16 protein-coding genes are annotated in these 19,793 nt (G+C 56.8%); 11 read left to right on the top strand and 5 right to left on the bottom strand.

The genetic code is table 11. The annotated features are described in order from the left end of the window. Nucleotides 1–162 precede the first annotated feature (162 nt). The 5 genes from ltnD (at nucleotide 163) to N1689_RS10600 (ending at nucleotide 5,232) form a co-directional block, all read left to right on the top strand. Entirely contained in the window at nucleotides 163–1,068 is a 906-nt protein-coding gene (gene ltnD, locus N1689_RS10620; RefSeq protein WP_260058838.1) for an L-threonate dehydrogenase, read from the top strand. Continuing rightward, the gene (gene otnK / locus N1689_RS10615) at nucleotides 1,068–2,330 is read left to right on the top strand and encodes a 3-oxo-tetronate kinase (RefSeq protein ID WP_222925263.1); all 1,263 of its coding nucleotides are present in this window, start codon (nucleotides 1,068–1,070) and stop codon (nucleotides 2,328–2,330) included. Before ltnD ends, otnK begins: the two co-directional genes overlap by 1 nt. Further along, nucleotides 2,323–2,967 (top strand): aldolase, encoded by a 645-nt coding sequence (locus tag N1689_RS10610; RefSeq protein ID WP_161734419.1) that lies wholly within the window; start codon nucleotides 2,323–2,325, stop codon nucleotides 2,965–2,967. Before otnK ends, N1689_RS10610 begins: the two co-directional genes overlap by 8 nt. Then, nucleotides 2,967–3,752 carry an HPr family phosphocarrier protein gene (locus N1689_RS10605; protein WP_161734417.1) on the top strand — a complete coding sequence of 262 codons (786 nt, stop codon included), beginning with the start codon at nucleotides 2,967–2,969 and terminating at the stop codon, nucleotides 3,750–3,752. The genes N1689_RS10610 and N1689_RS10605 overlap by 1 nt, the downstream gene beginning before the upstream one ends. Before the next feature lie 124 nt (nucleotides 3,753–3,876). Beyond that, a complete protein-coding gene (locus tag N1689_RS10600) occupies nucleotides 3,877–5,232 on the top strand; it encodes a GntP family transporter (RefSeq protein ID WP_161734415.1) in 1,356 nt (451 codons plus the stop codon). 60 nt (nucleotides 5,233–5,292) lie between these two features. On the opposite strand, the gene sbcB is transcribed toward N1689_RS10600, so the two are convergent. After that, nucleotides 5,293–6,720 carry an exodeoxyribonuclease I gene (gene sbcB / locus N1689_RS10595; RefSeq protein ID WP_260058837.1) on the bottom strand — a complete coding sequence of 476 codons (1,428 nt, stop codon included), beginning with the start codon at nucleotides 6,718–6,720 and terminating at the stop codon, nucleotides 5,293–5,295. Nucleotides 6,721–7,289: 569 nt separating this feature from the next. On the opposite strand from sbcB, the gene dacD reads away from it, so the two are divergent. From dacD to tmaR, 3 genes are all read left to right on the top strand, one after another. Then, nucleotides 7,290–8,453 (top strand): serine-type D-Ala-D-Ala carboxypeptidase DacD, encoded by a 1,164-nt coding sequence (gene dacD, locus N1689_RS10590; RefSeq protein WP_202604973.1) that lies wholly within the window; start codon nucleotides 7,290–7,292, stop codon nucleotides 8,451–8,453. 258 nt (nucleotides 8,454–8,711) lie between these two features. Then, nucleotides 8,712–9,770 carry an FUSC family protein gene (locus tag N1689_RS10585; protein ID WP_033733196.1) on the top strand — a complete coding sequence of 353 codons (1,059 nt, stop codon included), beginning with the start codon at nucleotides 8,712–8,714 and terminating at the stop codon, nucleotides 9,768–9,770. A gap of 160 nt (nucleotides 9,771–9,930) precedes the next feature. Continuing rightward, on the top strand, nucleotides 9,931–10,257 hold the full coding sequence (tmaR, locus tag N1689_RS10580) for a PTS system regulator TmaR (protein WP_004571340.1): 327 nt from the start codon (nucleotides 9,931–9,933) through the stop codon (nucleotides 10,255–10,257). 88 nt (nucleotides 10,258–10,345) lie between these two features. Here tmaR and N1689_RS10575 read toward each other — a convergent pair whose 3' ends face one another. The 4 genes from N1689_RS10575 to N1689_RS10560 all read right to left on the bottom strand — a co-directional run bounded on the left by N1689_RS10575 (nucleotide 10,346) and on the right by N1689_RS10560 (nucleotide 14,357). Then, nucleotides 10,346–11,407: a LacI family DNA-binding transcriptional regulator gene (locus N1689_RS10575; protein WP_222925266.1), complete on the bottom strand. Its 1,062-nt coding sequence runs from the start codon at nucleotides 11,405–11,407 to the stop codon at nucleotides 10,346–10,348. 126 nt (nucleotides 11,408–11,533) lie between these two features. Next, the gene (locus N1689_RS10570; RefSeq protein ID WP_161734405.1) at nucleotides 11,534–12,448 is read right to left on the bottom strand and encodes a ketopantoate reductase family protein; all 915 of its coding nucleotides are present in this window, start codon (nucleotides 12,446–12,448) and stop codon (nucleotides 11,534–11,536) included. A gap of 180 nt (nucleotides 12,449–12,628) precedes the next feature. Beyond that, nucleotides 12,629–13,402 (bottom strand): phosphate/phosphite/phosphonate ABC transporter substrate-binding protein, encoded by a 774-nt coding sequence (locus N1689_RS10565; protein ID WP_260058834.1) that lies wholly within the window; start codon nucleotides 13,400–13,402, stop codon nucleotides 12,629–12,631. Then, the gene (locus N1689_RS10560) at nucleotides 13,395–14,357 is read right to left on the bottom strand and encodes a fatty acid desaturase (protein WP_260058973.1); all 963 of its coding nucleotides are present in this window, start codon (nucleotides 14,355–14,357) and stop codon (nucleotides 13,395–13,397) included. The genes N1689_RS10565 and N1689_RS10560 overlap by 8 nt, the downstream gene beginning before the upstream one ends. Nucleotides 14,358–14,565: 208 nt before the next feature. Between N1689_RS10560 and N1689_RS10555 the strand changes: the two genes are divergently transcribed. From N1689_RS10555 to N1689_RS10545, 3 genes are all read left to right on the top strand, one after another. Further along, a complete protein-coding gene (locus N1689_RS10555; protein ID WP_253419241.1) occupies nucleotides 14,566–15,588 on the top strand; it encodes an LLM class flavin-dependent oxidoreductase in 1,023 nt (340 codons plus the stop codon). Nucleotides 15,589–16,031: 443 nt separating this feature from the next. Continuing rightward, nucleotides 16,032–18,251 (top strand): catalase/peroxidase HPI, encoded by a 2,220-nt coding sequence (katG, locus tag N1689_RS10550; protein ID WP_260058832.1) that lies wholly within the window; start codon nucleotides 16,032–16,034, stop codon nucleotides 18,249–18,251. Between the two features lie 237 nt (nucleotides 18,252–18,488). Then, a complete protein-coding gene (locus N1689_RS10545; protein WP_260058830.1) occupies nucleotides 18,489–19,700 on the top strand; it encodes an MFS transporter in 1,212 nt (403 codons plus the stop codon). Nucleotides 19,701–19,793 lie beyond the last annotated feature (93 nt).

Raw genomic sequence — 19,793 nt, 5'->3', positions numbered from 1 at the left:
CTGATACAAGGTGCAGACAGTAAAATGCGCGATGTTAAAAATTGTTCACGTTCACATGATGGATGTTTTTTTGTGAGGAGTGGCACATTTTTACCGACCGGAAGCTGGCAGGATTAACAGTAACAAACAAATAATCACTTAATTTAACAGTGGAGGCGTAACGTGCCAGCTGAAAACATCTGCGTTATCGGGTTAGGTTCCATGGGTATGGGTGCGGCAAAGTCCTGTCTGCGCGCCGGACTCAACACCTGGGGGGTCGATTTGAATTCTGCAGCCCTGGAGAGCTTACGTCAGGCCGGCGCACGTGATGCGCAGACTTCCGCCTCTGCCTTTGCAGACCAGCTCGATGCCGTTTTGCTGCTGGTGGTCAATGCAAAGCAGGTTAACGCCATCCTGTTCGGTGAAGAGGGCCTGGCCGCAAAACTGCGTCCGGGCACGGTGGTGATGGTCTCATCCACACTCTCAGCGCAGGATGCACAGCTGATTGAACACCGGCTGGCTGAACATCAGTTGCTGATGCTGGATGCCCCGGTGTCGGGCGGCGCGGCCAAAGCGGCCAGCGGTGAAATGACGGTAATGGCATCCGGCAGTGATGCAGTCTTTGCACAACTGCAGCCGGTGCTGGATGCGGTCGCCGCCAAAGTCTATCGCGTGGGCAAGGAAATTGGCCTCGGGTCAACCGTCAAAATTATCCATCAGCTGCTGGCGGGCGTTCACATCGCGGTGGGTGCAGAAGCGATGGCGCTGGCGGCGCGAGCCGGTATTCCGCTGGAAACCATGTATGAAGTGGTCACCAATGCTGCGGGTAACTCGTGGATGTTCGAGAACCGTATGAAGCATGTGGTAGACGGCGACTACAGCCCGAAATCAGCCGTCGATATCTTTGTGAAAGATCTCAACCTGGTGGCCGATACCGCGAAGTCACTGCACTTCCCGCTGCCGCTGGCCTCGACCGCCCTCAACATGTTTACCGAAGCCAGCAACGCCGGTTATGGCCGGGAAGATGACAGTGCGGTGATTAAGATCTTCAGCGGCATCACGCTGCCGCAGGCAGGGGAGAGCAGCTGATGCGTCTTGGTGTCATAGCGGACGATTTTACCGGCGCAACGGATATCGCCAGTTTTCTGGTGCAGAACGGCCTGACGACCATTCAGTTCAACGGCATTCCCGCCAGCGAAGAGATGACAGAGGCGCAGGCGATTGTGATCAGCCTGAAAAGCCGTTCCTGCCCGGCAGATCAGGCGGTTTCGCAGTCGCTGGCCGCGCTGGCGTGGCTGCAAAAGCAGGGCTGCGAGCGCTTCTACTTCAAATATTGCTCTACCTTCGACAGTACCGCACAGGGCAATATCGGTCCGGTGACCGATGCGCTGCTGAATGCGCTTGGTGAGACGCAGACGGTCATCTGCCCGGCGTTGCCGGTGAACGGGCGCACCGTCTATCAGGGCTATCTGTTTGTCGGCGATCAACTGCTGTCCGATTCCGGCATGCGGCACCATCCGGTTACACCGATGCAGGACAGCAACCTGATGCGTCTGATGACCTCGCAGGCAACCGGCAAAGCCGGGCTAATCGCCGCAGCACAGATCGATCAGGGCGCGGAGTCAGTACGTCAGGCGCTGGACCAGCTGGCGGAGCAGGGCATCAGCTACGTCGTTACTGACACCCTGCATCAGGGGCATCTGTTGACCCTGGGTGAAGCACTCAGTGACAGGCGGCTGGTGACCGGCGGTTCCGGGCTGGCTATCGGTCTGGCACGACAGTGGACGACGGCCGGGACGGATGCAGAGGCGGAGCGGGCAGGCCGTCCGCACGGCGATCGCGCTGTAGTGCTCTCCGGTTCCTGTTCGCAGATGACCAATCGTCAGGTTGCCGCGTACCGCCAGCTGGCACCGGCCTGCGAAGTAGAGATTGAGCATTGTCTGGAAGATGCAGAAGGGTATGCCCGGCAGCTGTGCGACTGGGTGGAAGCCAACAGCCATCAGACGATGGCCCCGCTGCTTTTTGCCACCGCTGACGCGCAGCAACTGCAGGTGATTCAGCAGCGCTATGGTGCGCAGCGCAGCAGCGAAGCCGTTGAGCAGCTGTTCGCCGCCGTCACCCGTGAGCTGAAACAGCGTGGCTGGCAACGTTTTATTGTGGCGGGAGGGGAAACCTCCGGCGTGGTGGCGCAGAGCCTGGGCGTAACTGCCTTTCACATCGGCCCGACCATCTCGCCCGGCGTGCCCTGGGTGCGCGACATTCATCAGCCGCTCTCCCTGGCTCTGAAATCGGGCAATTTTGGCGACGAAGATTTCTTCCGCCGCGCGCAAACGGAGTTTACCGATGTCTGAATCTTTACTTTTAGCGGAGCAGCAGGCGCGTGACGAAATGGTACGTCTCGGTGCCTCGTTCTTTCAGCGCGGCTATGCCACCGGCTCAGCGGGCAACCTCTCAATGTTGCTGGCGGATGGCAACCTGCTGGCGACCCCTACCGGCTCCTGCCTCGGGGAATTACAGGGTGACCGGCTGTCGAAAGTGACGCCGGAGGGGGAATGGCTCTCCGGCGATAAACCCTCCAAAGAGATTGCGTTTCACCGCGCACTCTACCTGAATAACCCCGACTGCCGCGCAGTGGTGCATTTGCATAGCCACTACCTGACGGCGCTCTCCTGTTTACAGGGGCTGGATACGGACAACTGCATCCGTCCGTTTACCCCCTATGTGGTAATGCGCGTCGGTGATGTGCCTGTTGTGCCTTACTACAAGCCGGGCGATGGGCGTCTGGCCGAAGATCTGGCGGCGCTGGCGCCGCGCTACCGCGCCTTCCTGCTGGCGAATCACGGCCCGGTGGTGGTGGGGAAATCCTTACAGGAAGCGGCAGACAACACCGAAGAGCTGGAAGAGACTGCTCGTCTGATCTTTACCCTGGGCGACCGCCCGATCCGTTATCTCAGCGATGCCGAAGTGGCAGAACTCAGGAGCCGATAATGCCGAAGTTTGCTGCTAACCTCTCGACGCAGTTTACAGAATATCCCTTTGCTGAACGCTTTGCTGCAGCGGCGAAAGCCGGTTTCACGGCGGTCGAATTTCTGTTTCCTTATGACTATCCCGCCACGCAGATAAAACAGTGGCTCGATGTAAACCTGCTGCAACTGGTGCTGTTCAATACCGCGCCGGGCAATGTCGCCGCGGGTGAGTGGGGTGTTTCCGCCATCCCCGGACGGGAAGCGGAAGCAAAGGCGGATATCGACCGCGCCCTGAGTTATGCGCTGGCGCTGAACTGCCCGCAGGTTCACATCATGGCGGCGACGGTGCCGCCCGGTGCCGATCGTCAGCGTTACGTTGAGACCTTTATCAGCAACATGCGCTATGCGGCTGAGCGCTTTGCGCCGCACGGCATCAACCTGCTGATAGAAGCGCTTAACCCTGTAACCAAGCCCAACTATCTCTACGCCAGTCAGTATCAGACGCTGGAGATGGTTGAACAGATCGACCGGCCAAACGTGTTCACTCAGCTCGACCTGTTTCATGCACAGCGGGTAGACGGCAACCTCAGCCATCTGATTCGACACTATGCGGGACGTTATCGACACGTACAGATTGCGTCAGCGCCGGATCGCCATGAGCCGGATGAGGGGGAAGTTAACTATCCCTGGCTCTTCTCACTGCTGGATGAGGTTGGCTATTCCGGCTGGGTCGGCTGCGAATATATCCCGCGTGGTGACACCAACGCGGGCCTGGGCTGGTTTGCTCCCTGGAAATTAAAAGCCTGATTTAACGTGCTCTTAAACCGGTGTTTCAGCACCGGTTGGGTCAGGCTCGCCCTTTATCTGGCCCTGCACCTGCTGACCCTGTACGCCGATAACCCAAAAAATATAACAATTTCTGAGGTTTACTATGTCCACCGCACTGCTGTTAGCCATAGCGACCGCCAGCATCGTGATCCTGCTGCTGCTGGTCATCAAAGCCAAAGTTCATCCGTTTGTCGCCCTGCTGATTGTCAGCCTGCTGGTGGCTATCGCGACCGGCATTCCGGCTGAGAAAATCATGGAGACGATTATCACCGGAATGGGCGGGTTGCTCGGTCATATCACCATCATCATCGTGCTGGGTGCTATGCTCGGGGCAATTATTGAAGCCTCAGGGGGCGCTGAATCGCTGGCGCAACGCTTCAGTAAAACGCTGGGTCTGAAGCGGACCGTCGCCGCTTTAACCATGGCGGCTTTTATCCTGGGTATTCCGGTGTTTTTCGAAGTGGGCTTTATCATCGTCATCCCGCTGATTTATGGCTTCACTAAGGTAGCGCGTGTCTCACCGCTGAAGTTTGGCCTGCCGATGGCGGGCGTCATGCTGACGGTGCACGTGGCGCTGCCAACCCATCCGGGGGCCGCGGCCGCCGCCGGGATCCTGCACACGGACATGGGCTGGCTGATGATGCTGGGTATCGCGATTTCCGTGCCGGTCGGCATCATTGGCTACTACGTGGCGAAAGTGATGAACCGTCGCCATTATCATCTGTCGGTCGAGGTGCTGGAGCAGTTGCAGATGGCGAAGCCAGAGGGGCAGGAAAAGAAGCATGAACCTGCCCCACCGGGCGCGCTGACCATCAGCGGTCTGATTGTGGTCCCGATTGTATTGATCGTGCTGGGAACGCTGTCCCACACCCTGCTGGCTGAAGGCAGTCTGCTGCGTAACGTCATGACTGTGATTGGCACGCCGCCGATTGCCCTGCTGATTGCCTTAGGACTGGCGGCCTGGCTGCTGGGCGTCCGTCGTGGCTGGAGCAAAGACAAGCTGGAAGATCTGACCGGCCGGGCAATTCCCACCTCCGCCAGTGTGATTCTGGTGGCCGGTGCGGGTGGGGCATTTGGCAAAGTCCTGGTGGAATCAGGGGTCGGCAAAGCGCTGGCGGTGACGCTGGAAACACTGCATCTGCCGCTGGTGCCTGCTGCGTTTATCCTGTCACTGGCGCTGAGGGCGTCACAGGGTTCCGCCACGGTAGCCATTCTGACCACCAGCGGTCTGCTGACGCAGGCGGTAACCGGCGTGACGGATATGCAACGGGTACTGGTTACCCTGGCAGCCTGTTTTGGCGGCCTGGGGCTTTCACATGTCAATGATGCGGGCTTCTGGGTGGTCACCCGTTATCTCGGACTTTCCGTGGCCGACGGTTTACGCACCTGGACGGTGCTGACGACGATAATGGGATTAAGCGGTTTTGTGCTGACCTGGCTGGCGTGGATGGTGCTCTGATTGAGCAAGACAGGAAAGCCTGACCCGGCAGGGGATGCCGGGTCAGGCTTTCTCATGGGTTCAGGAAAACAGCTCCTGCGCATAAAGATAGAGCGCTTTGAGCTGCCCAACCTTTTCTGCATCAGCTTCATGCAGATTAGCTAGTCCTTCCAGTTCCTGCATAAACGCCTGCACCCGATCACCGTTCAGCACGTCACGGCGATGCTCCAGCCAGCGCTGTTGCTCGGCATCATCCAGCGTGCCGGGGAAATTACGCGCCCGATAGCGGAACAGCAGTTTCGCCACCCGCGCACTCTCAAAGCTCAGGTCAAGCGCAGGCAGATTGGCCGGCGCGGTCTGACGAATAATGTTCATCCCGGCGCGATCGGCATCGCTGAAGAATCCATCGTAGAGCTGCGTGTCCACATCCTCTGACGGTGTAAACGGCTCGGCTTCGGCAAACAGCGTAACCAGTTTTTCCCGCACGTCAGGCTGCTGACGCAACAGCGCCAGATTCGTCAGACAGTGCTGACGATCAATACCCAGACGGGCCGCATCTTCCGGACGCAGCGTACTGGCAGGTGCCAGCACCGGACACTTGTTGATATGCACCAGTTTAACCGGTACCGCAGGCAGATCGCCGAGGTCGTTTTTCGGCGTGTAAAGACGTTCACGCAGCGTGTCAGCATCCAGTTGCAGCAGCGGTGACATATCGCCTGCCAGATCCACCACGATCAGCGCATTCCGGTTATCGGGATGCCAGGCCAGCGGCACGATCCAGCTGGTGTTGCCGCGCGCGGCGCCGAACATGCCAGAGACATGGACCAGCGGTTTCATCTGCGGGATGTCGATCAGGTTCATCAGCTTGTTCTTGTTGCGATGGGTAAACAAAAACTCAAACAGTTTCGGCTGCTTCTCTTTTACCAGCTTTGCCATCGCCAGCGTGGCGTAAACATCGGACATTGCATCGTGCGCATTTTCATGGGCCACGCCGTTGGCTTTGGTCAGATGCTCCAGCCGGAAGCTGGGAAAGCCTTCTTCATTTTCCGGCCAGTTGATCCCGTCAGGCCGCAGCGCATAGCAGGCACGCATCACGTCGAGCAGGTCCCAGCGTGAGTTGCCGTTTTGCCAGGCCCAGCCATAAGGGTCATAAAAGTTGCGATAGAAGATATTACGCGTCACTTCATCATCGAAACGTACGTTGTTGTAGCCCACCACGCAGGTTTGTTCGGTGGTGAACAGCTTATGAATGCGTTCGGCAAACTCTGCTTCGATGACGCCGCGGCTCATCGCTATCTGCGGGGTGATGCCGGTAATCATTACCGCTTCGGGCTGTGGCAGATAGTCATCAGGCGGACGGCAGTAGAACACTTCAGGCTCGCCGACCGGATTAAACTCACTGTCGGTGCGCAGGCCGGCAAACTGGGCGGGCCGGTCACGAGAGGGGCTGGTACCGAAGGTCTCATAATCGTGAAACAGAAAAGTGGGCTGTACGCGGTCGTTATTCAAATTTCATATCCGTTCATTGCGTTTACTGGCGTAGAGAACAGAAAGCGTAAAGACCGCTCTCTGTCCGCTCTGAATTTTTGCGCCACAGAGGAGGGTAATCGTTGCGTCTGGTGCGCGCTGACTGTGCGTTCTGCCACAGAGCTATTATAGCGGATCAGGGGATCGTCTGACGCTCTCCCATATGGTAAACCATATTCCGGTACGTCTGAAGTTAAGGGTTCAGTCGGCCTGATGCTTCTCTTCAACCGTCAGACCTCTGCAATCACTGCAGCAGGCGTGCGAGCCTGTATCAGCGGACGCCATTTTCATCTCAAAAGCGGAATCCGCTACGCATTTTCGCAGCCTATGTATGCCGCTCTCAGCGCAGCGTATGAAATGACGCCTGCGCTTCCTCTGTTCTGCCCTGGCGGGCGAACCGCGTTACTTCGTCAGACGCGCACCCGCCTGGCGCCCGGTTCATACTTTTTTTCAATTTATTCAAACCTTCACAACGCTTTTGCCGTACAACGTGCGGCTGTTTCCGTTTCGTTTTTAGAAATTTTCTCTCCCGTGCAATTAAGGATGAAGTGTTGAAAAGGCGTCTGTTGTTCACCGTTACCGCTACTGTTTTTTGGGCCTCGCTGGCACAGGCTGATGCGATTCCCTTTCCTGTGACGCCTCCGGCGATTGATGCGGCTTCCTGGGTATTGATGGATGCCACTACCGGGCAGGTGCTGACCGCGGGCAATCCCGATGAACGCCGCAATCCCGCCAGCCTGACCAAACTGATGACCGGCTACGTGGTCGATCGCGCTATCGACCAGAAGAAAATCAGCCGGGACGACATGGTCACGGTTGGAAAAGATGCCTGGGGTGCAGGGAATCCGGTGTTTAAAGGGTCCTCCCTGATGTTCCTGAAGCCAGGTGATAAGCTGAGCGTCCGGGATTTAAGCCGCGGCGTGATCATCGACTCCGGCAATGACGCCTGCGTTGCGCTGGCGGATTACGTGGCGGGCAGCGAAGCGAACTTCGTCGGTATGATGAATCATTATGTTGAGAAGCTCGGCCTGCAGAATACGCATTTTGAAACGGTTCATGGTCTGGATGCGCCAGGTCAGTACTCCAGCGCGCTGGATATGGCGAAGCTGTCACGCGCCATCATCGATGGCGAGCCTGATTTTTATGCCATGTACAGTGAAAAGACCCTGACCTGGAATGGCATTACCCAGAACAACCGTAATGGTCTGCTATGGGATAATAATCTCCACGTTGATGGGCTGAAAACCGGTCACACTGAAACCGCGGGCTTTAATATCATCGCGTCAAATGTGGTGGGCAAACATCGCCTGATCGCTGTCGTCATGGGGGGGAAAAGTTCGAAAGGCCGGGAAGAGCAGGCGCGTAAACTGCTGGTCTGGGGCCAGAACACCTTCGATACCGTTCAGCTGTTCCATGCGGGTAAGAAGATTGGCAGCGAAAATGTCTGGTACGGCAATCCGCATCAGGTAGAGGTGGGAACGGCAGAAGATGTTTATCTGTCTCTGCCGCGCAGTGAAGTGCAGAACGTGAAGGCGAAATACGTCATCGATCGTAAAGATCTGGAAGCACCGCTGAAAGCCAATGAAGTGATCGGCGAGATTCAGGTGATGGATAAAGATCAGCAGATTGCTCACTATCCGCTGGTGGCACTGAGTGCGGTCGAGCCAGCAGGCGTGATTACTCGCCTGACGGACTATCTTAAACAGAAGTTCTGATTGTCGCCGGGCAGTACAGAAACGGGTAGCCTGCGGGCTGCCCGTTTTCACATTTATACCCTGAGCCTGTTACCGATACCTGATAAAGGTTAAAAAGCCGTATTAAGTTGTTCATGACTTCCGGTCAGGTATGTGAGGCGGATGTTGATAATTGTAAGCGAACGTCAAAACTGTTTTGAAATATCCGGCCCGCGCTAAGTCCAGGCCGCGTTCAGGGTTAAGATAGCCCCATCATGTTCCCGTAACCGGAAAGTCACTTTGCGTCCTGACAAGCCCATCTCGAAACTGGAGTTCTGGTTTTATCGCCATTACCGATCCGTCCACGGCGTGCGCATTGCCATCGCCTTTTTGCTCTGCTTTATTTTTGTCCGGGCAACCGGTATTCCGGAAGGCACCTGGCCGCTGATCACGCTGGTGGTGGTGATGGGGCCGATTTCCACCTGGGGAAATGTCTTTCCACGCGCCCTGCAGCGCATCTGCGGCACGGTGGCGGGCTCGATTTCCGGGCTGATTGCCCTGAAGCTGGAGCTTATTTCCATGCCGGTGATGCTGGCCTGGTGCGGCATCATCATGGTGATCAGCGGCTACCTGACGCTGGGCAAACATCCCTACATGGCGCTGCTGATCGGGATTACGCTGAGCGTGGTGGTGGGTGCGCCAACCGGCGATTTCACCGTGGCACTGTGGCGCGGTGGTGATGTCATTCTGGGATCGCTGATGGCGCTGCTGTTTACCGCTATCTGGGCGCAGCGCGCCTACACACACTGGCGCATTCAGCTCTCCGACACGCTGGCGGGCATGGCAAAAATCTATCACGCCGGCTTCTCGCCTAACCTGGTTGAAAAGCCGCGTCTCAATAAGCCGCTGGGCAAATTGCTGACCAGCGTGATCAAAATGCGGGCGCTGCTGGAGCCGTCGAGCAAAGAGACGCGCATTCCGAAGTCGGTGCTTGAAGCGATTCAGACCATAAACCGTAATATGGTTTACACCATTGAGATGCAGATTAATGCCTGGTGGGCCTCGCGTGAGAGCCACCTGATTATGCTTAACGCGCCTGCACTCCGCCGCACGCAGCAGATGACCGAGAATACGCTACGGGCGCTGTCGGTGATGGCGATTGAGGGTGAAACAGAAGAGGTGATTGCCAACAGCCATGAGCTGACCGAAATCAGTGGCGAACTGCGCAGACTGATCGCCGAAGCGGGCAGCGACGGGCTGGAAGAGACGCCAATCTACGGCTACGTCTGGCTGACGCTGGAACTGGCGAAACAGCTGGAGCGGATGACCGATCTGATGCGGATGGCGCTGCGCAAATAATCACCTCAGACAAGGACTTAATGTGAAACCGGGTTTCTTTGCGCTAAGATAAGAGCCAGTCTGAATTTAGCTGTGAAAATTGCTTACCTGGCGGGCTAGCCGCTAAGCTGATCGTTTTGACTCTCTCCCTGCGTCAGCAGGCTTAAAGAAAGGTGCCATCATGGAAAATGCCAAGCAGTCATTTCAGGACGTACTGGAGTTCGTGCGTATGTTCCGCCGCAAAAACAAACTGCAGCGTGAAATTGTCGATAATGAGAAGAAAATCCGCGATAACCAGAAGCGCGTACTGCTGCTCGACAACCTGAGCGAATATATCAAACCCGGCATGAGCGTTGAGGCCATTCAGGAAATCATCGCCAGCATGCGTGTGGATTATGAAGACCGCGTGGATGAGTACATCATCAAAAACGCCGACCTGTCTAAAGAGCGTCGCGAGCTGTCGAAAAAAATCAAAGCGATGGGCGTGGGCGAACACCCGAAAGCCTAAGAACAGAGCGCTTATGCGTTCTGTGTTCCCTGTGAACCCGCATTCACTCCGGTGGTGCGGGTTTTTTATTATCTGTCTCAGCGCAGAATTATTTACCCGCCAGCCTGCGGGCAATCTCCTGTAGCTGACGAGAGAGCGCCACTACATCGACCCGCTTATCCGCGGGCGGGGCGGTGGTCTCACGAATTACCAGCGTGGTTTTCAGCGCGTTGGCTGGTGCCTCTTCACCCTGAAGCCGCGCCAGCATTCGCTCAACACTTTGTGCGCCAAGATAGTGTAAATCCTGCCGCACCGTGGTCAGCGGCGGCTGATACCACGCGCTCTCGGCGGTATCGTCATAACCAATCACGGAGATCCCGGCAGGAATAGCGACGCCATACTGATGCAGCGCCCGCATTGCACCCAGCGCCATCTGATCGTTGGCGACCAGCAGCGCCTGCGGCAGGTCATCGGGCAACTGCGTCAGCAGCGCCTGATAACCCGACTGCGCGCTCCAGTCACCGCGCAGCGCGCAATGCGGCGTTAGCTGATGATCGGCCAGCGCCTGACGCCATGCGTTTTCGCGCTGACGGGCTGACACCGAGCGCAGCGGCCCGCTTAACAGGCCAATCTGACGATGCCCCAGCGCCACCAGATGTTCAACGGCGGCACGTGCGCCGGACTCATTGGGATACTGACACTGCGCCACCGCCGCCTGCGGTTCGACATCCAGAAACAGCACCGGCTTGCCGCCGCACAGCAGCTGGATCTGCTGCGCTTCATCGGCATCCAGCGGCAGGTTAATCAGCAGCCCATCGACCCGCTGAGCCAGCAGTTCATTCACGGTGGCGGCCGCATCGTGGCCGCTGTCCATCGCAATCACCAGATGATAACCCGCCCGCGCAGCACGCTGCTGAATCGCCGAGGCGATCTGCGCCGGTGCCATCAGGGCCAGGTCGCTGGTCGCGAGACCTAACGTGCGCGTCGCCTTGCCCGCCAGCTGCTGCGCCACCCGATTAGGCACATAATTGAGCTGCTGCATCGCCGCCTCAACCCTTTCCCGCGTGCGGGCTGACACCTGTTCAGAACGATTTAAAACACGTGAAACGGTTTGATATGAGACGCCGGCCAGTTGAGCGACATCATCAAGGGTCACGGAGCGGGAAGTCATTGAACTCTCCAATAGATGAAGCGACGAGTGTAACAAATTTTCATGCTGTGCTGCTGCCGGCCACCTGTTCACCACCATGCCAGCGGGGGAAAATGGCGGCACCCGACCCGCGGACGTTGCCGGTTGTTAACGCTGCTGCAGATAGACCTGCAGGTTCACATCCACCGCGTTCAGCAGCGGCGTGGCAAGCCCGTTTCGTTTCGCCCGCAGCAGCAGGTCACCGATGATCTGATCGGCTTCAATATCATAACCTTGAGTGAGATCGCGGTACATTGAGGAGGTCATCGGGGTCGCGGGATTGTTTAACAGCTCAAAAATGCGGGCCGTCACCGCCGGGCGCGGCTGATAGCCTTCGGCAGTAATGACGGACAGAATCTCCGTAAAGATCCCCTGTAGCAGCGCTTCGCCGCCGCGCGAGGTGAGGATCTGCCGGGTATCGCCGCGTGCCAGGCAGCAGACCGCGCCGAGCGTGCTGAGCAGCAGCCACTTCTCCCACAGCTCATCCATGATGTTATCGCTGAACAGGGTATCAACCTGACAGTCGCGCAGCGCGGCATCAACCCGTTGCAGCCGTTCATCATTATTGCCGTCCAGCGCGCCGTAAAAGATCTGATGCAGCGGTGTCATCTGGATGATTTCGCCCTGTTCGCCCAGCGTAGCGTTGATCTTGCACAGGCCGCCAATCACCTTATCTTCGCCGAAGCGCTGTTGCAGCGTCGCGATGTGCCGCATTCCGTTAAGAATCGGCATAATCAGCGTGTCCGGGCCGACCGCAGGTGCAATGTCCTCCATCACCTGTTCAAGGGCAAAGCTCTTCACCGTCACAATAATCAGATCATAGTGGCCCGTCAGGGTGCTGACCTGCGTCAGCTGCGGCTGTAACGTTTCGGTACCCTGCGGCGTCTGCAGCACCAGCCCGTTGTTTTGCAGCTGCTGATAACGGCGTTCACGCACCAGAAAAGTCACGTCCTGACCTGCCTGAGCCAGTCGTGCACCAAAGTATCCACCGGTCGCGCCGGCGCCTGCCATCAGAATCCGCATTCCACTCTCCCTTTGCTGAAAACCTTTACCTTAGAACGCCGCGAGCGTGCTTACCAGCGTTAGCCTCCGGCGTAGCGTTTCGGGGTGCGTGAAAAAACAGGCAGGGAAAGCATGAGCAGTGAGGCGAGAATGCAGAAAAATCAGATTTTCCCGGTCAGCAGGGCGAATTAGCGTGCGGCGTTAAAGCCGGGTGACGCCCAGCTCGGCAGCCTGCTGTTCCCACGCCAGCACGTCCTGATAATCGTCTCGCTGCACCGGGCTGAATCCACTGATGAGATTGTCGTCGCAGACGCTGCGAAAGGCGGGATCGTTTACCAGCTGATGCAGCGCTGTACGCAACGTCTCCAGCCGGGCGGCTGACGTTGAGGCGGCCGTGATCAGCGGCAATCCGGGTGCGGCGGGCGTCTCACCGATGATATGCAGGCCACACAGTTCATCCGGCGCATAGCGCGCCAGCAGCGCCCAGCTGACGCAGTCGACGGCCGCAATATCTGCCTGTGAATCACGCAGCGCCGCCAGCGACTGACGGTGTCCGCCACTTAGCAGTAGCTGTGAAAACGTCACGCCCTGGAGCGCCGCCACAAACCGCAGCGCGTTATAGCCGGAGTGCGAGTTCGTACTATTAGCTACGGCCCGCTGACCGTTGAAATCGGCCAGCGTCGCCTGTTTATTTCGCGCTACCAGCCAGCTGCGATAATGGCGCCCGCTACAGCCCGGTGCCTGATAGTGAAAGGTGCCAACCAGCTGAACCGCCGGTAACTGACTGACCAGCGGATAGCCGCAGGTCTGGCTCAGCAGCAACCGCGCATCCCGCCAGTGGGCCAGTAGATCGTCAGGCCAGACCGGCTGCGCCTCAGTGTCATGCTGCGCCAGCAGCGTAACCACAGCCTGCATCAATGCCCGCGTGGCAGGCGGATGGAGCGCATACATGGGCAAAGCGAGCAGATTATTCATGGGTTTTCTCCCCTGAGCGGCCCGGATGGGCATTGACGCTAACCGGTCTGGCCCAGAACTGACGCAGCCAGACCCGGTAGCCCGCCACCCGAAAACCGTGGTTGCGCTGATAGTAATGCTCGCGGTCGCGAAGATAGAGCGGGCGCAGGCCATACCAGGGAACGCCAGGCAGATCGTGATGCACTGAATGGTAGTTCAGATTCAGGAACAGTAAGCGCCAGGGCCAGGCCGCTTCATTATTCACCGAACGTGCCAGCGGGTCTTCCGCTGCACGATGTTCATAAAAGGATCGTATTTTGGTCAGCGCCAGCGCCGGATAACTTACCGCCAGCAGATACCACTGCGGCGAAAACCCGAGCTCCGCCATCCAGTAAAACAGCAGAGCCAGCAGCGCGCCATGCAGCAGCCACATGCCCGTCGCAGAGCGATCGCCACGTCGCAACGCCTGCCACATCCCGCCAACGGTCGACGCGATATCCAGTAGCGGGCCAAGCAGCAACCGTCCCGGAAATGTGTTGCGCAGATGAATCAGCCGCTGCTGCCAGCGCGGCAACTGCGCCCAGCGTGCAGCGGAAAAATAGTAGGTTTCCGGGTCTTCGTCCGGCTCAGTCAGGGTGTGATTGCGATGATGGGCCAGATGAGAGTCGCGATACAGACCATAGGGATACCAGACCGCCAGCGGCAGGGTGCCGAACAGCTGATTCACCCGCGGCCAGCGTGTGGGATGACCGTGGATCAGCTCATGCTGCAGTGACATATACCAGGTGGTAAAGACGATCAGCAGCAGGGTAGCGGGCAGTCGTCCCAGCGTCTGCCAGTTAAGCATCACCGGGAACCAGCCGCCGTAAATCACGCCCATCAGCAGCCAGGTCGGCAGTTCGCTGCGCCAGAGCCAGCTGCGCGCGCGTTGTTTCAGCCAGGCGCGCTGCTGTAAAGAGAGATAGCCGTTGTGCATCATTCACCTGACAGCGGAAGCAAGAGTCTGGAGAGTGAAAGAAAGGACGAACAAAGACAAAGTGGATAATCTGCTTAGCTATGTCGAAATTCCTGAATATGGCGCTTAAAGATATTCACTATCAGTCGCCGCGTGGAGGGCGTAACCTTTCCTTATCAAAAATCGCCTATAGCCCACAGGCGCTTACCGCCTGTCAGGAGAAATACAGATGAAAAATATTGGCTTCTTATCCTTTGGTCACTGGACGCCTTCGTCGCAGTCCGCCACCCGCACCGCGCAGGATGTGTTACTGCAATCGATCGACTTAGCGGTCGCTGCTGAGGAGCTGGGCGCAGATGGCGCTTATTTCCGTGTCCACCATTTTGCCCGCCAGCTCAGCTCGCCGTTTCCGCTGCTGGCTGCCGTGGCAGCGCGGACCAGCAAAATTGAGATCGGTACCGGTGTTATTGACATGCGTTACGAAAACCCGCTTTACATGGTGGAAGATGCCAGCGCGGCAGACCTCATCTCCAACGGGCGTCTGCAGCTGGGCCTGAGCCGCGGTTCCCCTGAGCAGGTGATCGATGGCTGGCGCTACTTTGGTTTTGAACCGAAAGCGGGTGAAAGCGATGCGGATATGGGCCGTCGTCACACCGAAGAGTTCCTGGACGTGCTGCGCGGCGAAGGGTTTGCAAAGCCGAATCCACAGCCAATGTTCCCGAACCCGCCGGGCCTGCTGCGACCAGAGCCGCTTTCGGAAGGGCTGCGTGATCGCATCTGGTGGGGCTCCGGTTCCAATGCCACCGCAGAATGGGCAGCAAAAATGGGCATGAACCTGCAAAGTTCAACCCTGAAAGATGATGAAACCGGCGAGCCGTTCCACATTCAGCAGGCGAAACAGATCCGCGCCTACCGCGAGGCCTGGAAAGCGGCGGGGCATCAGCATGCGCCACGCGTTTCCGTCAGTCGCAGCATCTTTGCGCTGGTGAATGATATGGACCGCGCCTACTTTGGCCGCAGCGGTAACGATCAGGATTCCGTTGGTTTCCTTGATGAGAAAACCCGTGCCATCTTTGGCCGCAGCTACGCCGCAGAGCCTGAAGTACTGATTAAGCAGCTGGCGCAGGATGAGGCGATTGCTGAAGCGGATACGCTGCTGTTGACCGTGCCTAACCAGCTTGGTGTCGCCTACAACGCCCATGTGATTGAGGCAATTCTGAAGTATGTTGCCCCGGAACTCGGCTGGCGTTAAGTCACTACCCGAGCGCCCGCGCAAGCGGGCGCTCAGTTGTTTCTCCATAAACCTGTATTACCTGTCATTCACCTCTGCGATCGTTAACGTTTTTTAATCATTTTCTCTTTTCGTCTTTCTGCCGCTCTTGTCTGGCGTGTGTTCCGTCCATTCCATCAACTACACCGGTTTAGCCAGCGACCGCGGCTAAATCTGGTCAGGCCGTTGTTCTGCCAGCATTGAATAAGACGGTTGTGCAACCGGTTGTGTCGGAATAGTCTGATGCAGGTCGGTGCCGCTTCGTTGATGATTCCGGGTAGTAACATCCGTTGCGCCATTGCTGGAAGCTGTTGAAACAAACCTTATTCAAAGGGATAAGCTATCAATCTTATAGGATGAGACAGGTGTGAGTTCCTGAAGATCCTCTATAGAGTAGCGATGAAAATACAAAAAGAGGTGTGACCATGAGCAATTCCATTGATGAAGATGCAAAAGATGCAAAGCCTATTGTTGAAGCCGATCGCGAAGCGCCTGAAAGCAAATGCCCTTTTCATGCAGGCAAGCCAGCGCAGCCAAATCAGGCGCCGGGTGGCGGAACAACTAACCGTGACTGGTGGCCTAACCAGCTCCGCGTTGACCTGCTGAACCAGCACTCATCCCGTTCGAATCCGCTTGATGCATCCTTCGACTACCGTAAAGAATTTGCCAAATTAGATTACTCTGCGCTGAAAGCTGACATTAAAGGGCTGCTCACCGAGTCACAGGCCTGGTGGCCCGCTGACTGGGGCAGCTATATCGGCCTGTTTATTCGCATGGCCTGGCACAGCGCCGGAACCTATCGCTCCGTAGACGGACGCGGTGGTTCAGGCCGTGGTCAGCAACGTTTCGCCCCCTTAAACTCCTGGCCGGACAACGTCAGTCTGGATAAAGCGCGCCGCCTGCTGTGGCCGATTAAACAGAAATATGGCCAGAAAATCTCCTGGGCTGACCTCTACATCCTGGCGGGTAACGTTGCGCTGGAAAACTCCGGCTTCCGTACCTTCGGCTTTGGTGCCGGACGCGAAGATGTCTGGGAACCGGATATGGATGTGAACTGGGGCGAAGAAGCCGCCTGGCTGGAACACCGTCACCCGGAATCCCTGGCACAGTCGCCTCTGGGTGCCACCGAAATGGGTCTGATCTACGTCAACCCGGAAGGTCCGGAACACAGCGGCGATCCTGCCTCTGCGGCCCCGGCGATTCGCGCCACCTTTGGCAACATGGGCATGAACGACGAAGAGATCGTGGCACTGATTGCCGGTGGCCATACCCTGGGTAAAACCCACGGTGCCGCACCGGCCAGCCACGTGGGCGTCGATCCGGAAACCGCACCGATTGAAGCGCAGGGTCTGGGCTGGGTCAACAGCCACGGTACGGGCGTCGGCGCAGATGCGATTACCTCTGGCCTGGAAGTGATCTGGTCGCAGACACCGACCCAGTGGAGCAACTACTTCTTCGAGAACCTGTTCAAATATGAGTGGGTTCAGACGCGCAGCCCCGCGGGAGCCATCCAGTTTGTAGCGGCTGATGCACCGGATATCATCCCGGATGCGTTTGATTCCACTAAGAAACACAAGCCGACCATGCTGGTCACCGACCTGACGCTGCGTTTTGACCCGGAGTTTGAAAAAATTTCGCGTCGTTTCCACAACGATCCGCAGGCGTTCAACGAAGCCTTTGCCCGTGCGTGGTTTAAGCTGACCCACCGTGATATGGGGCCAAAAGCGCGCTACATCGGACCTGAAGTGCCGCAGGAAGATCTGATCTGGCAGGATCCGCTGCCTGCACCGGTTTATCATCCAACCGTGGCCGATATCGCCCAGCTGAAAGAGAAGATTGCCGCATCCGGCCTCAGCGTCAGCGAGCTGGTTTCCGTTGCCTGGGCTTCGGCATCGACGTTCCGTGGTGGCGACAAGCGCGGTGGTGCCAACGGTGCCCGACTGGCGTTGCTGCCGCAGCGTGAGTGGGACGTCAATGCCGTCGCAGCACGTGTTCTGCCTGCGCTGGAAGCGATTCAGCGCGAAGCCCACAAGGCTTCACTGGCGGATGTCATCGTTCTGGCGGGTGTGGTTGGTGTTGAGCAGGCGGCGAAAGCGGCTGGCGTCTCGATCGACGTGCCCTTTACCCCAGGCCGTGTCGATGCGCGTCAGGATCAGACCGACATCGAGTCATTCGATCTGCTTAAACCGCGTGCGGATGGTTTCCGTAACTTCGGCACCGGCTTCGGCAAAACCACCACCGAAAGCCTGCTGATCGACAAGGCACAGCAGCTGACCCTGACCGTGCCAGAGTTGACGGTGCTGGTGGGCGGGATGCGTGCGCTTGGCACTAACTTCGATGGCAGCCAGCACGGTATCTTCACGCACAATGTGGGATCGCTGAACACGGACTTCTTCGTGAATCTGCTGGATATGCGTACCGAGTGGAAAGCGACTGATGGCAGCAATGAGAAATTCATCGGACGCGATCGCGTCAGTGGTGAAACCCGTTTCACCGCTACCCGCGCCGATCTGGTGTTTGGTTCCAACGCGGTGTTACGCGCCTCGGCAGAAGTCTATGCCAGCAGCGATGCCCGTGAAAAATTCGTCAAAGACTTTGTCGCCGCCTGGACAAAAGTGATGAATCTGGATCGGTTTGATATCTGATTGCTGTTGACGTTGTAAAAACCAGAAACCCGCTGATGTCAGCGGGTTTTTTTTGCGTGTCTGAAAGCCTCAGGGGTGTAAAGGCATGTTCAGAAAATCTGTTCCTGTCGGGTATTAAAGCTCAATTACCTCTTCAGCGATGACGCTTAAAACATAAATGTTATTGCTTAATTGGCATTTCGGATGCGCTCTGTCACCAGATAAAGTCATTTTATTATTCTGACTGACGGACTGGCTATGATGATCAGATTCTCTTTTTTATGGCCCCTTTTTACGCTCGATTTCATATTACATTTCAGCAGAGCACTCACTTTCACGTTCTTTCCCATCTACCTTTCACAGACACTGCAGTTTAATCCGCTGATGACAGGCTATGCGCTGGGAGGCAGTCTGGTGATAGCGACGGTGGCGGGTGTCTGGTGTGGCGTGTTAATTGATCGCTTCACCCCTCTGCGGTCCCTTTTTCTGGCGATTCTCCTCTCGGTTGTTGTCTATGGCTTATTAACACACGTCCAACACTTCATTCAGGTTTTTATTTTATTGATCATGATTGAGGTCGCTTTTACCACCATGCACCTCGCAGTAAAATCGCTTCTGTCAGGCTTGTTGCCTGCTGACCAACGAGGTGCTGCCTTTTCGGTTACCTATACCCTGATTAATATCGCTTTTTGTAGTGCGCCGATTCTCGGTATTCTCGCCAGTCACTATGCCGTACATGCGCCGATGTGGTTGTCCGCAGGATTAAGTTTTATTTCACTCTGCATACTCAGCCTGTACTACCGACGTTACGATGCTCATCTGCAGGTAAACTCTCCCGTTAACGGGCCGAAAACCAGCCTGAAGCAGACGTTCAGCGTATTAATCAGCGATTATCGGTTGCAGCTTTTTACCCTTGGGGGGTTGTTCAGCGCGCTGGTCTATGGCCGTTTTGCGACGTATTTATCGCAGTATCTGGGATATGTGGTCAGCGAGTCAGAAGCACTGAGGTTGATTACGTTGATTGTCAGTATCAACGCAGCAACGGTCATTCTGTTGCAGTACGTTATTGGCAAAAGGATCACCCAGAAAAATAGGGTGCTCAGTGTGATGGCCGGAACCGGATTACTGGTGATGGGATTATATTTCTACCATGTCTCTGAACTGACCCTGTTCTGGATTATCGCCACCATACTCTTCTCGTTAGGCGAGGTCATTCTTGTTCCGTCGGAGTTTCTTTTTATCGATTCTATTGCCCGTGATGATATGAAAGGGGCCTACTTCGGTGTGCAGAATATTGCGATGTCAGGCGGCGGAGCCAACGCTATTTTTTTCGGCTACCTGCTCAACAGCCATCTTATCCCGCCATCCGCCATCTTCTATTTACTGATTCTGTTTGCCCTGCTGGGATGTGCTTTATACCTTATTGGCATTCGCCAGAAAAACAGGGTGGTGCCAGCCAGAGAGTCCTGAGCGCTGCCCGGACGGGATAAGAGAAGTGAAATAATACCCAACAAAAAACCCGCTCAGGTTTCCCTGAGCGGGTTTACGAATCTGGCTCATCTG

It is taken from the genome of Pantoea sp. XY16 (assembly GCF_025153065.1).
Taxonomy (GTDB): Bacteria; Pseudomonadota; Gammaproteobacteria; order Enterobacterales; family Enterobacteriaceae; genus Pantoea; species Pantoea alfalfae.
This window is presented reverse-complemented; position numbering and strand designations above follow the sequence as displayed.

Coding starts and splice junctions, on each gene's coding strand:
- tmaR (WP_004571340.1), top strand. CDS start 9,931: ATGGAAAATGCCAAGCAGTCATTTCAGGACGTACTGGAGTTCGTGCGT.
- N1689_RS10560 (WP_260058973.1), bottom strand. CDS start 14,357: ATGCACAACGGCTATCTCTCTTTACAGCAGCGCGCCTGGCTGAAACAA.
- N1689_RS10555 (WP_253419241.1), top strand. CDS start 14,566: ATGAAAAATATTGGCTTCTTATCCTTTGGTCACTGGACGCCTTCGTCG.
- N1689_RS10600 (WP_161734415.1), top strand. CDS start 3,877: ATGTCCACCGCACTGCTGTTAGCCATAGCGACCGCCAGCATCGTGATC.
- N1689_RS10565 (WP_260058834.1), bottom strand. CDS start 13,402: ATGAATAATCTGCTCGCTTTGCCCATGTATGCGCTCCATCCGCCTGCC.
- katG (WP_260058832.1), top strand. CDS start 16,032: ATGAGCAATTCCATTGATGAAGATGCAAAAGATGCAAAGCCTATTGTT.
- N1689_RS10575 (WP_222925266.1), bottom strand. CDS start 11,407: ATGACTTCCCGCTCCGTGACCCTTGATGATGTCGCTCAACTGGCCGGC.
- N1689_RS10605 (WP_161734417.1), top strand. CDS start 2,967: ATGCCGAAGTTTGCTGCTAACCTCTCGACGCAGTTTACAGAATATCCC.
- N1689_RS10610 (WP_161734419.1), top strand. CDS start 2,323: ATGTCTGAATCTTTACTTTTAGCGGAGCAGCAGGCGCGTGACGAAATG.
- otnK (WP_222925263.1), top strand. CDS start 1,068: ATGCGTCTTGGTGTCATAGCGGACGATTTTACCGGCGCAACGGATATC.
- N1689_RS10545 (WP_260058830.1), top strand. CDS start 18,489: ATGATGATCAGATTCTCTTTTTTATGGCCCCTTTTTACGCTCGATTTC.
- N1689_RS10570 (WP_161734405.1), bottom strand. CDS start 12,448: ATGCGGATTCTGATGGCAGGCGCCGGCGCGACCGGTGGATACTTTGGT.